We start from the raw sequence: 14,494 nt of genomic DNA on the forward strand, positions 1-14,494 counted from the left end.
TTTCGCAAATCATGTATCGATCGATCCAGATCAGATCGACTCCGGCATCATAACTTGCGGCATCTTGCAGATGACAGCCGCATCTCTCCCGATTCGGTTCGACAATAGAGAAATTTTGTTTCGAGAACGCATCGAATTACTTTGCACAAGCCGCGCCAAGCCGTGGACGAAGCCCCGTGGAGAATCCCGCGGCCAAGATGGCCTCCAATTCATTTGCCTAGGCCGCCGGCTTGGGCCACAGCTCCCGCCATGGCCGACGCCGAGTCACGCCCCCGCCGTCAGGCACCCGGCCTTCCGCTTCCGGACACGGTCGCGCTGGTGCTCCAGGGTGGCGGCGCGCTCGGCGCCTATCAGGCGGGCGTGATCGAGGAACTCCACACCGGCGGGATCGAAGTCGACTGGGTCGCCGGCATTTCGATCGGCGCAGTCAACGCCGCACTCTTCGCCGGCAACCCGCCCGAGAAGCGCCTTTCCGCGATCCGGACCTTCTGGGACCAGGCGACCTCCGCCCTCCCCGATTTCTCGCTCCCCTTCGGCGATTCCGCCCGCGAGCTCAGCCATGAATGGGCCGCCGGCATGGTGATGCTCGGCGGCGTCCCCGGCTTCTTCCGCCCGCGCCTGCTCGCCCCCGCCTTCGCGTCGCCGGGCACGCCCGAGGCGCTGAGCTTCTACGACACCGCGCCGCTGCGCGAGACGCTCGACACGCTCGTCGACTGGGAGCTGCTCAACACCGGCCCGGTCCGCCTCTCGGTCGGCGCGGTCGACATCCAGAGCGGCAATTTCCGCTATTTCGATACGCGCGACGAGAAGCTCGACGCGCGCCACATCATGGCTTCGGGCGCGCTGCCGCCGGGCCTGCCCCCGGTCGAGATCGACGGCGCCTGGTATTGGGACGGCGGCCTCGTCTCGAACACCCCGCTCACCCACATCCTCGATCGCCAGGATTCGGACACGCTGATCTTCCAGGTCGATCTCTTCCCCGCCGCCGACGAGCTGCCGCGCACGATGACCGACGTGGTGGCGCGCGAGAAGGAGATCCGCTTCTCCAGCCGCACCCGCACCGTCTCCGACGAGCGCATGCGGCTGCGCCAGGAGCGCCAGATGGTCTGCCGCCTGCTCGACAAGCTGCCGCCCGAGCTGCTCGCCGATCCCGAGGTCCAGGCGATCCGGCAGCGCGTCTCCGAATATCCGGTCAGCCTCGTCCAGCTGATCTACCGCGCCAATGCCTGGGAAGGCGGCGCGCGCGACTTCGAATTCTCGGCGCGCTCGATGCACGAGCATTGGCAGGCTGGCCGCACCGCGGTCGCCGAGACGATGGCGAACGCGCAGATCGTCGCCAGCAACATCCTCGACGGCAACACCGCCGCGTTCGATCTCACCCAGCGTTAGGAGTCCCCCATGTTCCTCAAGGGCAAGTCCGCGATCATCACCGGTTCCACCTCGGGCATCGGCCTGGCCTATGCCAAGGCGCTGGCCGCCGAGGGCGCGAGCGTGATGATCAACGGCTTCGGCGACACGCAAGCGATCGAGACCGAGCGCGCCGCGCTCGAGGCGACCAGCGGCGCCAAGGCGCTCTACGACGCCGCCGACATGACCAAGCCCGACCAGATCGATGCGATGGTCAAGCGCTGCCATGACGAGCTCGGCGGCCCGCACATCATCATCAACAATGCCGGCATCCAGCACGTCGCCCCGATCGAGGATTTCCCGCCCGAGAAGTTCAACGCGATCATCGCGATCAACATGTCCTCGGCCTGGCACATGACGCGCGTCGCGGTGCCGTTCATGAAGGCGCAGAAATGGGGCCGCATCCTCTCGACCGCGAGCGCCCACAGCCTCGTCGCCAGCCCCAACAAGAGCGCGTACGTGATGGCCAAGCACGCCATTGCCGGCCTCACCAAGACGATCGCGCTCGAAGTCGCGACGTACGGCGTCACCGTCAACTGCGTCTCGCCCGGCTATGTCTGGACGCCCCTGGTCGAGAACCAGATCCCCGACACGATGAAGGCGCGCGGCCTCACCCGCGAGCAGGTGATCAACGACGTGCTGCTCGACGCGCAGCCGACCAAGCAGTTCGTCACCTCGGAACAGGTCGCCGCGCTGGTGCTTTTCCTTTGCCGGGACGAGGCGGCGCAGATCACCGGCGCCAATTATTCGATCGACGGCGGCTGGACCGCCGCCTGATCGCGGCTAAAGGTTAGGCATGATGAAGGGGATCCCCGCCGCCGCGTTGCTCGCGCTCGGCCTCACCGGCTGCAACGTCTATCGCGAGGCGACGACGAGCGAGCCGCCCGCCGGCTGGAGCTGGCGGCGGGTGACCACCGATGCCGATGCCACGCGCATCCGCAACTGGCGCAAGGCCTGGGACGATGCGCTCGCCCCCGCCCGGGCCGAGGCGCCGGCGGCGATCGCGGCGGACCCCAAGCTGTTCGACCCCGATGTCGCGCTGGCGCAGGCGATGCCGCCCGCGGGCACCTATCGCTGCCGCACCTTCAAGCTCGGCTCGCAGCATCCGGTGACGCGCTATTTCACGGCCTATCCCGCCGGCACCTGCCAGATCGCCCCGCGCGGCGACGCGATGCATTTCCTCAAGACCGACAGCGAGCAGCGCCCCGACGGCCTGCTCTATCCCAACACCGACGCGCGGGTGATGTTCATCGGCGTGCTGGTGCTCGGCGACGAGACCGCGCCGCTGCGCTACGGCGTCGATCACAGGCGCGACATGATCGGCTATGTCGAGCGCATCGGCGAGGCGCGCTGGCGCCTGGTCTTCCCCTATCCCGGCTTCGAGTCCAAGCTCGACGTGGTCGAGTTGGTCCCGGCGGGCTGAGATCAACAAGATTCCCCTCCCTGCAAGGGAGGGGTTAGGGGTGGGTTGGAAAAGGTCGGGCTCGATGCCCGGCCTTTTCTGTTTCGGCTACCGGCTGGCTGGGTTCGCTGCGCTCGCAACCCAACCCCCAGCCCCTCCGTTCCAGGGAGAGGAAGCAACAGACGCCCGCGCGTCGGTTAGACCACCAGCCCGAACGTCTTCACGATGAACGCATAGAGCGCCGGCGCCTTCGCCTTCACATTCTCGCGCCGGAACGGCGGCCGCGCCGCCACCCCGTGCAGCACCACGCTCGCGGTCATCGCGAAGAACTCGAACGGGTTCTTGAGCATGTACGCGGTCTCCGGCCACAGCCCGCTCGCCTTGGCCTCCGCATAGAAGCGCAACACGTCCGGGTTCTGCTGCCCGCCCGGCATCTTGAGCAGCTGCCAGCGGTGGATCAGCTCATGGAGCAGCACCGGGTTCTCGGGCGGCTGCGTCTCGCGCGCGAAGAACACGCCGCGCGGCCCCGCGCGCGTCTTCGTCCCCGCTTCCTTGTCCACCGTGATCACCTGCTCGGCGAAGAAGCTGCGCGCCTCATCCGAAACGTTCAGCGCCTTGACCAGCGCGATCTGCGCGGCGAGCGAGGCGGCGATTGCGGGCGTCTGCTCGCCGCCCTGCCAGTCGATGGCGAAGTCCTGCGCCGCACGCGCGGGAAGCGGCAGGAGCAACAGCGCGGCGCCGCTCAGCAGGCTCCGGCGCGAGAGGTTTGACAGGCCCCGATCCCCAAGCGACATTCATTCCTCCATGCAGGGGGGAACCATATGCTCCGGACACTTCTTCTCGCAACAGCGATGAGCTTTACCACGCCCTCCGCCGCCGATCCGGTGCACGACGCGACCCAGGCCGCGCTGCCCCAGCTGCTGGAATATTACCGCGACTTCCACGCCAACCCCGAGCTCAGCCTGCACGAGGTGAACACCGCCGCCAAGCTCGCCGAGGAAGCGCGCAAGGCCGGCTACAAGGTCACCGAGAAGGTCGGCGGCACCGGCGTCGTCGCCGTGCTCGAGAACGGCCCCGGCCCGGTCGTCCTCATCCGCGCCGACATGGACGGCCTGCCCGTCACCGAGGCGACCGGCCTGCCCTTCGCTTCCACCGTCCGCACGACCAATGACGAAGGCATCGAGACCGGCGTGATGCATGCCTGCGGGCACGACACGCACATGGCGAGCTGGATCGGCACGCTGCGCAACCTCGCCGCGATGAAGGCGAAGTGGCACGGCACCGTGATCATGATCGCCCAGCCCGCCGAGGAGCGCGGCATGGGCGCCAAGGCGATGCTCGACGACGGCCTGTTCACCCGCTTCCCCAAGCCGCAATTCGCGCTCGCCTTCCATGACAGCGCCAGCCAGCCCGCCGGCCAGATCGGCGTCACCCCCGGCTATGCGCTGGCGAATGTCGATTCGGTCGATGTGCTGGTGAAGGGCGTCGGCGGCCACGGCGCCTATCCGCAGACCACCAAGGACCCGATCGTCCTCGCCGCGCGCATCGTCACTTCGCTGCAGACCCTGGTCAGCCGCGAAGTCGATCCGCAGGAAGCCGCGGTGGTCACCGTCGGCATGATCAAGGGCGGCTCGACGCACAACATCATCGGCAGCGACGTGACGATGCTGCTCACCGTGCGCAGCTTCAAGCCCGAGGTGCGCAAGCTGCTGCTCGACGGCATCGCCCGCATCGCGAAGGGCGAGGCGATCGCCGCCGGAATCCCCGAAGACCGCATGCCCGAGATCAAGGTCCGCGACAATTTCACTCCCGCCACCTTCAACACCCAACCGCTCAGCGACCGGATGAAGACGCTGTGGACCGCGCGCTTCGGCAAGGACCGGGTGGTCGAAACCCGCGCGGTGATGGGCGGCGAGGATTTCAGCCGCTACTGGCTCGCCGACAATTCGATCCAGAGCCTGATCTTCTGGGTCGGCGGCGTCCCCGCGGACAAATGGGCGGCGTCGGACCAGGGCAAAAAGCCGCTCCCCTCGCTTCACAGCGCCTATTGGGCGCCCGACGCCGAACAGGTCATCGGCACCGCCACCGAGGCGATGACCGCGGCTGCACTGGATATCCTAAAGAAATAGACGGTCCGGCTCTAATCGAAATAATCGTATCGGCTGATCAGGTCCGGCATCTCCTCGACAATGACAAGCGATTGGTCCGGGGATGCCGGTGGCGTGTCCGCCTGGCCCAGCAGTAGAAACGCCTGCCCGTCATAGCCGAAGGTCACGGCGCGACAGCTCCCGATCGATCGGATTACACCGGAGCCGCGCCCGTCGAAGCAATCGACCGAGAGATGCACGACTTCGCGCAACAATGTCGGATCGCCCAGATCGACGACGTGCGGCTCGCGTAGTTCGGAGCTCAAGCCCGCCCATGGCTCGGCGCCAGGGTCGCGCCAATCGATCGCATGATGAAAGCAGTCTCCTTGCTGGCGCAGGCTCTCGCAGACAATCTCCGTCACAAGCGTCAGGCAGGCCTGCACACGCGGATCCTTCGGGTCAGTCAAATCAAATGCCGGAAAGACGCCAAACCCCATCATCCGCCGACAATGGGACGCAGGAGAAACTTCTTCAATTGGGAATATGGGGCGCCGTAGAATCGCACGGCCTCTTCCCACTATCATTATTTACCCCGGAACCGGGATTGCGGCAAGCCGGGGTCGCTGTTGCATGTAGCTGCCCTCGATTCGCACCTGAGGAGCACAGCGCATGATCTATTATCACGGCACCCGCGCCGACCTTAACATCGGCGACCTGATCGCCGCCGGCTACACTTCCAACTACGGCGCGCAGAAAGCCAACCCCTGGGTCTATTTCGCCGCTACGCTCGAGGCGGCGATCTGGGGCGCCGAACTGGCCAAAGGCGAGGGCCGCGCGCGGATCTACATCGTCGAGCCGACGGGCAACTTCGTCGACGATCCCAACCTCACCGACCAGAAATTCCCCGGCAACCCTACCCTCTCCTACCGTTCGCGCGAACCGCTCCGCGTCACCGGCGAAGTCACCGAATGGCAGGGTCACCCGCCCGAACAGGTCCAGGCAATGAAGGACGGCATTGCCCGGCTCGAGGCGCAGGGCATCCAGGCAATCGACTGACCGCCGGCGCGCCGCATCCGATCCCGGCCGGATGCGGCGCCTAGCGCCCGATGACGAACCAGCCGATCGCCGCGCCGGCCTGGATCGCGGCGATCAGCATCAGGTAGGTCGAGAAGGGCTGCTTGCGCGTCTTGTGGCGGAACAGCCGCCGCGCCGCGAAGGCGCCCGGCGAGCCGCCGAGCAGCGCGAGCCACAGCAGGTCCGCCTCGGGTACTCGCCGTGCGCCGGCGATCGCGCGGCGCTTGTCCTGCCGGAAGCGCAGCACCGTCCACAGATTGACGAAGACGATCCAGGCGAGCGCGGCGATCAGCATCCCCGCGCCCTAGCCCGGCGACTATGCTCCCGCCAGCGCGCCGATCTCGGCGAGCAGCGCCTCGCGCATCTGCTTGCCGCCCGCGTCGGACATGCCCTCGCCCGCGCCGAACCGCGCGAACACCAGGCGCCGCCCGCCTTTCTGCGCCCAGCCGACGAACCAGCCGAGCAGGCTGCCATCATCGAGCCCACCACTGCCGGTCTTGCCCTGCACCGCCCAGCCGCCGCTCCCGGCGAACTTCGGGATGATCGCCTCGGCGTGGGCATGCGCCCGTGCCGAGACCAGCTTGTGCGCCAGCATGTGCCGCAGGAACGCCACCTGCTCGTCGGGCGAGATCTTCAGCGAGCTGCCCAGCCACGCCCGGGTCAACCCGTCGCGCTTGCCGGGATCGCCGCTGAGGTCGCGATTGCCGTAGCCGAAGCGATCGACATAGGCCTGGAAGCGCTGCATCCCCAGCTTGCGGGTCAACTCCTGCGAATACCACACCACCGAATCCGCTTCCCAGCGCGTCGGGTCGGTCCGCGCACGCTCCACGTCGCGGTGGGCGACGTCGCGCTTGGGATCATAGTCCCAGGCCGGGCGATGCGCGTCGGTCAGCACGCCCGCATCGAAGCCCATCAGCGCGAGTGGCACCTTGAAGGTCGAGCAGGGCGAGAAGCGCGTCGCGCACGGCCCCGAGCGGTGCAACGCCCGCCCGCTCGCCGCGTCGAGCAGCACGGTGGCGCGCAGCCTCCGCGGCGCCGCTGCCTCCGCAATCCCTCCCGGAATCCCCGCCAGCGCCGCGCCTGCGCCCAGCAGCAACGTCCCGCCAAATGTCCGCCGATCGAGCTTCATTTCCCATCTCCTCATCGAGTGCGGCGCAAGAAGTAAGGCGCGGAAACGCCCGCGCACAAAGGATCAAAGCTGGCGCGAGCCATTAGCTTTTCTTATGACGGTTTCCCGATGGTCCGCCCCCACCTCCCCCTCAACGCGCTGCGCGCCTTCGAGGCATCGGCGCGCCATCTCAGCTTCACCCGCGCCGCGATCGAATTGTGCGTGACCCAGGCGGCGATCAGCCACCAGGTGAAGGGGCTCGAGGAGCGGCTCGGCGCCCAGCTCTTCCGCCGCCTGCCGCGCGGGCTCGCGCTCACCGACGAGGGGCTCGCGCTGCTCCCCGCGCTCGGCGACAGCTTCGATCGCATCGCCGAGCTGGTCGAGGGCATCGCCAGCGGCAGCGCCGCGCAGCTGCTCTCGGTCGCCGCGGTCGGCACCTTCGCCACCGGCTGGCTGCTGCCGCGGCTGCCCGCTTTCCACGCCGCGCATCCGCGCATCGACCTGCGCCTGTTCACCAACAACAACCGCGTCGACCTTGCCGGCGAGGGGCTCGACTATGCGATCCGCTTCGGCGCCGGCGCCTGGCACGGCACCGAAGCGGTGCCGCTGATCGAGACGCCGCTCACCCCGCTCTGCACGCCCGCATTCGCCGCGCGCCTGTCCACCCCAGCCGATCTGCTCGCGCTGCCGCTGCTGCGCTCCTATCGCGCCGACGAATGGCCGCGCTGGCTGGCCCAGGCCGGCATCGCCCCGCCGACGCTGCGCGGCCCGGTGTTCGACAGCTCGCTGGCGATGGCCGAGGCCGCGATCCTCGGGCTGGGCGTCGCGCTCGCCCCGCCGGCGATGCTGGCCCGCCACCTGGACGAGGGCCGCCTGGTCCGCCCCTTCGATCTCGAAGTATCGACCGGGCGCTACTGGCTCACCTGGCTCCAGTCGCGCGTGCCAGGCCCGGCGATGCTCGCGTTTCGCGAATGGATCGTCGCGCAGGCACCACCACCCCCGCCTCGTTGAACAGCCGCAGCGCCAGCGCGCGGTAATAATGGCAGATCTCGAGCAGCTCGGCCGCGGACAGTTCCAGCCGCTCGCCGAGCGGAACCCGGCGCAGCGCGGCGCTCCCGGCACCCCGCCATGGGATCGTCATCGCCCCGCCGTCGCGCGCGTCGCCGCGCCGCACCAGCCCGCCGCAATGGAACAGGCAATCGCGCGTCCGCCCCAGCGCGAGCAGCCGCGCCCGGTCCGGATCGGCGACGCCGAGCAGTTCCCGCAGCCGCGCGACCTTGTTGGCGGTGTTGCGCTCGCGCTCGGGCAGGGCAATGCCCCGCGTCGCCGCCAGCGCCTGGAGCAGGTGCTGCAGGAAGCGGTCGAGCTCGCGCAGCCCGTTGCCGATCACCTTGGCGCGGTACCGTCCTGCGATCGCGCGGGGAACGCCAGCATCGAGGCCCAGCCCCTGGCCGAGGAAATGCGCGCCATGCTCGAGCGTCGCATAGGCGCGGGCAAGCTCGCCCCGCTCCGGGCTCAGCAAAGCTTCAGGTCTTGGGCGCAGGTCTGTCCGCGCGCATCGGTGCGCAGCGCATAGGTGACGCGCTGCGCCGGTTCGAGCCGTTCGAGCCCGCAGGTGGTCAGCGCGCTGACATGGACGAACGCGTCATCGCCGCCCCGGTCCGGCCGGATCACGCCGAAGCCGCTCGGGGCGTGATAGAAATACACCGTGCCGCTCAGCATGATGCCGCCTTCCGCGCGGCGATGGCCTGCTCCACCGCGGTCAGGCCTTCGGCGCTGGCAATGGCGAGGTCGAGCGGGCGCCCGCCCAGCGTCTCGTCGAAGCCGTTGAGGAACGCCGTCGCGGCATCGCGGCCCAGTGCCTCGAAGGCGAGCCGCGCGGCGCGGCCCTGGCGCTCGGCGCTGCCGGGATCGAGCCGCACCGAAGTGAAGCGCTTGCGAAAGCCGTTGGTGCGCGTGCGCTCGGGCGGTGCCGCATCGGGCGCCGCCGCGGAGGGCGTTTCGCTGGTTTCTGGATTCATGGGGGCTCCGCAACTTGTAAGCGGGAGCGCACAGGTCTCTCAGCCGCGGGCGCCTACATATCGGAACTGCCCGCGATGGCTCGATCTAGCACGCCGTCGCAGCGAGGGATAGCGGATCTCAACCCTCTCGCGCTTTCGCGGGAGGGGGAAAAGCTAGCCCATCGCCACCGCGTCCACCGCATCCTCACGCTTCTCGGGGCGGATATAGATCGAACTCAGCTTGGGTTCCTGCGCCTTCAACCGGTGCTCGAGCCGCTCGATCAGGCTCTCCGCCTCGCCCATCGGCAGCGTGTCGGAAAAGTCCGCGCTCACTGCCACGAACACCTTGTCGGGCGCGGTGTGGATCGTGCGGACATGATTGACATGGGTGATGCAGGGCTCCGCCTCGAGCAGCGTGCGGATCGCACTGATCATCTCGGGATTGGCCCGCTCGCCGATCAGCAGCCCCTTGGATTCGCGCGCGAGCAGCATCGCCACGCCCGCCAGGATCGCGCCGATCACGATCGAGGCCCAGCCGTCGATCCGCGGGTCGCCCCAATGGTGGCTCGCCCATACGCCGCCGGCCGCGACGATCAGGCCGGCCAGCGCCGCCGAATCCTCGAACAGCACGATGAACCCCGCCGGGTCCTTCGAGGCCTTGATCGCCTGCCACCAGCCATGGTCGCCCTTGCTCTGGCCGAACTCGCGCATCGCGATCCACCAGCTCGTCCCTTCCAGCGCGAAGGCGATGGCAAGGACGATATAGTTGATCAGCGGGTCGCGCAGCGGCTCGGGCGTCTGGATGTGCTTCCAGCCTTCATAGACCGACACGCCCGCGCCCAGCCCGAAGATAAGGATCGCGACGATGAACGCCCAGAAATAGAGCTCGCGGCCATAGCCGAAGGGATGGTCGCTGTCGGGCGCGCGCTTGGCGCGGCGCTGGCCGTAGAGCAGCAGCCCCTGGTTGCCGGTATCGACCAGGCTGTGCACGCCCTCGGTGAGCATCGAGGAAGAACCTGAAATCGCGGCCGCCACGAACTTGGCGACCGCGATTCCAAGGTTTGCGGCAAGTGCCGCATAGATGACGATGTTTCCGCGCCAGCCAGACGCGGGCGAGGCTGCCATGTCCGGACTTTAGCCCAGGCCGATCTTCGACAGGATATTGCCGATCAGGCCTTTGTCCTCGCCGCCCTTGGCAAGCTTGGCTTCGGCCTTGGGATCATAGCCCGAGCTTTCGGGAAGCTCGTTATGGCCGTGGCTGTGCACCGGCTGGGTCGATGCGGGCGGGTCCGACGCGTCCATCGACTCGTCGAGTCCGCGGTCGAGCCGCGCTTCCTTGCTGTCCGGGTTGCGGTAGAGCCGCTCGGCAATCGATTCGTCTGTGCCGGCGTCCGCCGATTGTGCGGCAGGGCGCTTGGTTTCGTCGTCGGGCCCCGGTGCCACCGACATATGGTCCAGAGCCGGGTCGATCGGGTTCGCGTCCATTTTCACTCTCCTGAGCGTTGCTGGGTTGTAACGAACGCCTTCCGATTCCCGTTCCCGCGCAGACATCTGTTGGACGCAAAAGCAAACGGCCCGGCGAGTTTCCCCGCCGGGCCGTGCTTTCGGTTTCCGTTGCCGGAACCTAGTTCCGCTGGCTGCCGAACAGGCGCAGCAGGAACAGGAACATGTTGATGAAGTCGAGGTAGAGCGTCAGCGCGCCCATCACCACCGCCTTGCCGCGCATGTCGGTGTTGCCGACATAGGCGTACATGCTCTTGATCTTCTGCGTGTCATAGGCGGTGAGGCCGGCGAAGATCAGCACGCCGATCACGCTGATCGCCAGGCTGAGCGGGCCCGAGCCGATGAACATGTTGACCACCATCGCCACGATCAGGCCGATCAGGCCCATGATCAGGAAGGTGCCCATCCCGCTCAGGTCGCGCTTGGTGGTGTAGCCCCACAGGCTGAGGCCCGCGAAACCGGCGGCGGTGCCGAAGAACACCTGCGCGATCGACGTGTCGGTGTAGGTGACGAAGATCGTCGAGAGCGACAGGCCGACCAGGAAGGCATAGACCCAGAACAGGGTCTGGAGCGTGCTCGTCGACAGGCGGCGGATGCCGAAGTTCATCGTCAGCACCACGGCCAGCGGCGACAGCGCGACGATGAAGCCGAGCGCGGACAGGCCGGCCGGCGCGCCATTTTCGTTGAGCGAATAGAGCGACTGCACCCAGCCGGTCTTGGCGAAGAGCAGCGCGACCACGCCGGTCAGCAGCACGCCCGACAGCATGTAGTTGTAGACGGACAGCATGTACGACCTGAGCCCCGCGTCGCGCGCCTCCGCGCTCGCGCCGGCGGCCGCATAGGGCCCGTCCATCTGGGGATCCTGCCAGTTAGCCATTTGAAACTCCTTTGCCCGGCCCGTGCCGGCATGGGTGTAATATCGCGCTCATACGGGGTGTTTTCAAGCGAAACCGCCCGCGTTACGGACGGGCATGCTCCGCTTGTTCGTCGGCCTGCGCCCGCCCGCGGCAATCCGCGCCCAGTTGCTCGCGCTGATGGGCGGGATTCCCGGCGCACGCTGGCAGGATGAGGGGCAGCTCCACATCACCTTGCGCTTCATCGGCGAGATCGACGAGCGCGCCGCCGAGGATGCCGCGCTCGCGCTCGCCCAGGTCCATTGGCCGCCCGTCGAGGTCGCGCTGGACGGGGTCGGCACCTTCGACAGCCGCGGCAGGATCAACGCGCTCTGGGCCGGCGTCCGCCCGAAGGAGGCGCTCGCCGGGCTCCACCGCAAGATCGACCAGGCGCTGGTCCGCGCCGGCCAGCCGCCCGAACACCGCGCCTATCTCCCGCACATCACCCTCGCCCGAATGAACGCCCCCAGCGAAGCCGTGGCGCGCTTCGTCGAGGCGCATGCCGGCCTGGCGAGCCCGCCCTTCACGCTCGGGCATTTCTACCTGTTCGAAAGCCATCTCGGCCACGAAGCCGCGCGCTATGAGGTGGTGGAGCGGTACGGGCTGCAAATATAGCCGTCACCCCGGCTCGAGGCCGGGATGATGAAGAAGAGGCAGCGCCTACCCCCGCTTCCCCTCCAGCACCGCGCGCACCTTCCGCGCCAGCTGCTCGCGCGTATAGGGCTTGGAGAGCAGCTCCACCCCGGCGTCCAGCCGCCCGTCATGGACGATCGCATTCTCGGTATAGCCCGAGGTGAACAGCACCGCGAGCGCGGGCAGCCGCGCCCTAGCCAGCCGGGCCAGCTCGGGACTTTTGAGCGCGCCGGGCATCACCACGTCGGTGAACAGCAGGTCGATCGCCACCCCGCTCTCGACCACGCTCAGCGCGCTCTGCGCATCGTTGGCGCGCAGCACCGTGTAGCCGAGCTCGGTCAGCAGCTCGACCACCGTCGCCTGCACCTCGGGATCGTCCTCGGCGACCAGGATCGTCTCGCTGCCGCCGCGCAGCGGCACCGTCTCGAGTGGGCCGACCACCACTTCCTCGGGCTTGCGCACCCGCGGGAGATAGAGCTTCACCGTCGTGCCGTGGCCGATCTCAGAATAGATCTTCACATGCCCGCCCGATTGCTTGACGAAGCCATAGACCATCGACAGGCCCAGCCCCGATCCGTGCCCCTCGGGCTTGGTCGAGAAGAACGGCTCGAACACCTGCTCGATCAGTTCGGGGGCGATGCCGCTGCCGGTGTCGGTCACCGCGAGCATCACATATTGCCCCGCCGGCACGTCCTCGAGCTTGTAGGTATAGTCGTCGTCGAGCGAGGCGTTGGCCGCCTCGATCGTCAGCTTGCCGGTCCCCTCCATCGCGTCGCGCGCGTTGATCGCCAGGTTGAGGATCGCATTCTCGAGCTGGGTCGGGTCGGCCTGGCAGTTCCACAGGCCCCCGGAGGTGATCACTTCGATCCCGATCGCCTCGCCCAGCGCGCGGCGCAGCATGTCGTCCATCCCGACCAGGAACTTGCCGACGTTGAGCACCCGCGGCTCGAGCGGCTGGCGCCGGCCGAAGGCGAGCAGCTGGCTGGCGAGCTTCGACCCGCGCTGCACCCCGGCCAATGCATTGGCGACGCGCCGCTCGGCCCGCTCCTGCCCGTCGACGTCGCGGGCCAGCAGCTGGAGGTTGCCCGAGATCACCTGGAGCAGGTTGTTGAAGTCGTGCGCGACGCCGCCGGTCAGCTTGCCGATCGTCTCCATCTTCTGCGCCTGCTGGAGCGCCGCGAACACCGCCTCGCGCTCGCCGATCGCCTCGGCGACGCGCGCCTCCAGCCGGTCGTTGAGCAGCTGCAGCGCCGCCTCGACTTCGGTGCGCCGCGCGATCTCGCGCTCGGCCGCCTCGAACAGCCGGGCATTGTCCATCGCCAGCGCCGCCTGCCCGGCCAGGCTCGCCAGGCTGTCCTCCTGCGCATCGCTGAACCTGCCGGCCTCGGCATGGCCGTAGAACAGCCCGCCGATCACTTCGCCCGCCGGCGTCTTGACCGGCACCGCCAGGTAGGAGCGCACCGGCAGATGCCCCTCGGGCATGCCCTTGCGCGGGGCGTTGTGGCCGTAGCGCGGGTCCTGGGTGATGTCGTCGGAGCGGACGATGCCGGTGCCGTCGAAGGTCGGCGCGAACACCTGGGTGTTGCGCGGCATCGGGAATTTCTCGAACTCCGATCGCGGCACGCCCGAGATCGCGTAGAGCATGTAGCTCTCGCCCTTGGCGTCGCGGACATTGTAGAAGAATGCGCCGAACTGCGCCCCGCTCAGCGCCACCCCGGCATCGACCGCAGTCTGCGCCACGCGCGCCGCGTCGAGGTCGCCGGTGATCGCGCTGCCCGCCTGGTTGACGATCTCGAGCGTGCGCGACTTCTCCTCCAGCGCCTCGCGCGCTTCGCGCTCGCGCTCGGCGGTGTGGAAATGCTCGGTGCGGTCGGCGCTGATCCCGAAGATCCCCGCCACCTTGCCCTCGGCGTCGCGGATCGGCGTCATCGTCAGGTCGACGCGGATGTCGATCTTCTCGCCATTGCCGCGCATGCCCTGCACGTGCATCCCGTTGCGCGCCACCGCCTCGCCGGCATAGGCGCGCTCGAAATAGCGCCCCACTTCCGCCCACACCTCGGGCCAGCTGTCGCGGTACGACCGGCCGAAGATCCGCCGGTTCTCGTCGCGATAGGCGCTCAGGATCGCGTCATTGTAGAAGAAGATGAAGTCCGGGCCCCAGGTGACGAACGCCCGCTGCGGCGAGGCGAGCATCAGGTCGAGCGCCTGGCGGAGCGCGGGCGGCCAGGCGCTGACGGGGCCGAGCCCCGGCGCCGTGAAGTCCGGCGCGCGCAGCATTTCCCCGGTTTCCCCGCCATGGTTCGGCCAGGCGGCGTTGGCTGTTGCCATTGATGCGTCCCTCAGGCCCCCGCCCGGACCGCGGTTTATACATGCTCGGCGGGCGAGGA

18 protein-coding genes are annotated in these 14,494 nt (G+C 68.2%); 7 read left to right on the forward strand and 11 right to left on the reverse strand.

The features are described 5' to 3' along the window. Positions 1-249 precede the first annotated feature (249 nt). The 3 genes from ABLE38_RS20955 to ABLE38_RS20965 are packed head-to-tail and all read left to right on the forward strand — an operon-like array spanning position 250 to position 2,830. On the forward strand, positions 250-1,389 hold the full coding sequence (locus tag ABLE38_RS20955; protein WP_348976198.1) for a patatin-like phospholipase family protein: 1,140 nt from the start codon (positions 250-252) through the stop codon (positions 1,387-1,389). A 9-nt stretch (positions 1,390-1,398) separates the two neighbouring features. Next, on the forward strand, positions 1,399-2,184 hold the full coding sequence (locus ABLE38_RS20960) for a 3-hydroxybutyrate dehydrogenase (RefSeq protein WP_348976199.1): 786 nt from the start codon (positions 1,399-1,401) through the stop codon (positions 2,182-2,184). A gap of 19 nt (positions 2,185-2,203) precedes the next feature. Next, positions 2,204-2,830 carry a DUF4893 domain-containing protein gene (locus ABLE38_RS20965; RefSeq protein ID WP_348976200.1) on the forward strand — a complete coding sequence of 209 codons (627 nt, stop codon included), beginning with the start codon at positions 2,204-2,206 and terminating at the stop codon, positions 2,828-2,830. A gap of 176 nt (positions 2,831-3,006) precedes the next feature. Here ABLE38_RS20965 and ABLE38_RS20970 read toward each other — a convergent pair whose 3' ends face one another. Continuing rightward, entirely contained in the window at positions 3,007-3,603 is a 597-nt protein-coding gene (locus ABLE38_RS20970) for a hypothetical protein (protein ID WP_348976201.1), read from the reverse strand. 27 nt (positions 3,604-3,630) lie between these two features. Here ABLE38_RS20970 and ABLE38_RS20975 point away from each other — a divergent pair, with 27 nt between their 5' ends. Then, the gene (locus ABLE38_RS20975; RefSeq protein WP_348976202.1) at positions 3,631-4,938 is read left to right on the forward strand and encodes an amidohydrolase; all 1,308 of its coding nucleotides are present in this window, start codon (positions 3,631-3,633) and stop codon (positions 4,936-4,938) included. Positions 4,939-4,949: 11 nt separating this feature from the next. Here the strand turns inward: ABLE38_RS20975 and ABLE38_RS20980 are convergent, their stop codons facing one another. Further along, complete coding sequence (locus ABLE38_RS20980; RefSeq protein ID WP_348976203.1) at positions 4,950-5,396, reverse strand: hypothetical protein; 447 nt, start codon at positions 5,394-5,396, stop codon at positions 4,950-4,952. A gap of 169 nt (positions 5,397-5,565) precedes the next feature. Here ABLE38_RS20980 and arr point away from each other — a divergent pair, with 169 nt between their 5' ends. Next, a complete protein-coding gene (gene arr, locus ABLE38_RS20985) occupies positions 5,566-5,952 on the forward strand; it encodes an NAD(+)--rifampin ADP-ribosyltransferase (RefSeq protein WP_348976204.1) in 387 nt (128 codons plus the stop codon). A 40-nt stretch (positions 5,953-5,992) separates the two neighbouring features. On the opposite strand, the gene ABLE38_RS20990 is transcribed toward arr, so the two are convergent. Both ABLE38_RS20990 and blaOXA read right to left on the reverse strand, forming a co-directional pair. Further along, complete coding sequence (locus tag ABLE38_RS20990; RefSeq protein ID WP_348976205.1) at positions 5,993-6,265, reverse strand: DUF1294 domain-containing protein; 273 nt, start codon at positions 6,263-6,265, stop codon at positions 5,993-5,995. A gap of 21 nt (positions 6,266-6,286) precedes the next feature. After that, complete coding sequence (blaOXA, locus tag ABLE38_RS20995) at positions 6,287-7,099, reverse strand: class D beta-lactamase (protein WP_348976206.1); 813 nt, start codon at positions 7,097-7,099, stop codon at positions 6,287-6,289. A gap of 108 nt (positions 7,100-7,207) precedes the next feature. Here blaOXA and ABLE38_RS21000 point away from each other — a divergent pair, with 108 nt between their 5' ends. Then, entirely contained in the window at positions 7,208-8,089 is an 882-nt protein-coding gene (locus ABLE38_RS21000) for a LysR family transcriptional regulator (protein ID WP_348976207.1), read from the forward strand. Here ABLE38_RS21000 and ABLE38_RS21005 read toward each other — a convergent pair. From ABLE38_RS21005 to ABLE38_RS21030, 6 genes are all read right to left on the reverse strand, one after another. After that, positions 7,998-8,600: a hypothetical protein gene (locus tag ABLE38_RS21005; RefSeq protein WP_348976208.1), complete on the reverse strand. Its 603-nt coding sequence runs from the start codon at positions 8,598-8,600 to the stop codon at positions 7,998-8,000. The genes ABLE38_RS21000 and ABLE38_RS21005 overlap by 92 nt on opposite strands. After that, entirely contained in the window at positions 8,594-8,800 is a 207-nt protein-coding gene (locus tag ABLE38_RS21010; RefSeq protein WP_348976209.1) for a cold shock domain-containing protein, read from the reverse strand. The genes ABLE38_RS21005 and ABLE38_RS21010 overlap by 7 nt, the downstream gene beginning before the upstream one ends. Then, entirely contained in the window at positions 8,794-9,099 is a 306-nt protein-coding gene (locus tag ABLE38_RS21015) for a hypothetical protein (protein WP_348976210.1), read from the reverse strand. The genes ABLE38_RS21010 and ABLE38_RS21015 overlap by 7 nt, the downstream gene beginning before the upstream one ends. 153 nt (positions 9,100-9,252) lie before the next feature. Beyond that, positions 9,253-10,203 carry a cation diffusion facilitator family transporter gene (locus tag ABLE38_RS21020; RefSeq protein WP_348976211.1) on the reverse strand — a complete coding sequence of 317 codons (951 nt, stop codon included), beginning with the start codon at positions 10,201-10,203 and terminating at the stop codon, positions 9,253-9,255. Between the two features lie 9 nt (positions 10,204-10,212). Next, entirely contained in the window at positions 10,213-10,563 is a 351-nt protein-coding gene (locus ABLE38_RS21025) for a hypothetical protein (protein WP_348976212.1), read from the reverse strand. A gap of 139 nt (positions 10,564-10,702) precedes the next feature. After that, positions 10,703-11,458: a Bax inhibitor-1/YccA family protein gene (locus tag ABLE38_RS21030; RefSeq protein ID WP_348976213.1), complete on the reverse strand. Its 756-nt coding sequence runs from the start codon at positions 11,456-11,458 to the stop codon at positions 10,703-10,705. 94 nt (positions 11,459-11,552) lie between these two features. Here ABLE38_RS21030 and thpR point away from each other — a divergent pair, with 94 nt between their 5' ends. After that, positions 11,553-12,089 carry an RNA 2',3'-cyclic phosphodiesterase gene (gene thpR, locus ABLE38_RS21035; protein ID WP_348976214.1) on the forward strand — a complete coding sequence of 179 codons (537 nt, stop codon included), beginning with the start codon at positions 11,553-11,555 and terminating at the stop codon, positions 12,087-12,089. Positions 12,090-12,134: 45 nt separating this feature from the next. Here the strand turns inward: thpR and ABLE38_RS21040 are convergent, their stop codons facing one another. Further along, complete coding sequence (locus ABLE38_RS21040; protein ID WP_348976215.1) at positions 12,135-14,435, reverse strand: ATP-binding protein; 2,301 nt, start codon at positions 14,433-14,435, stop codon at positions 12,135-12,137. Positions 14,436-14,494: the final 59 nt, after the last annotated feature.

It is taken from the genome of Sphingomonas sp. KR3-1 (genome assembly GCF_040049295.1).
Lineage (GTDB): Bacteria > Pseudomonadota > Alphaproteobacteria > Sphingomonadales > Sphingomonadaceae > Sphingomonas.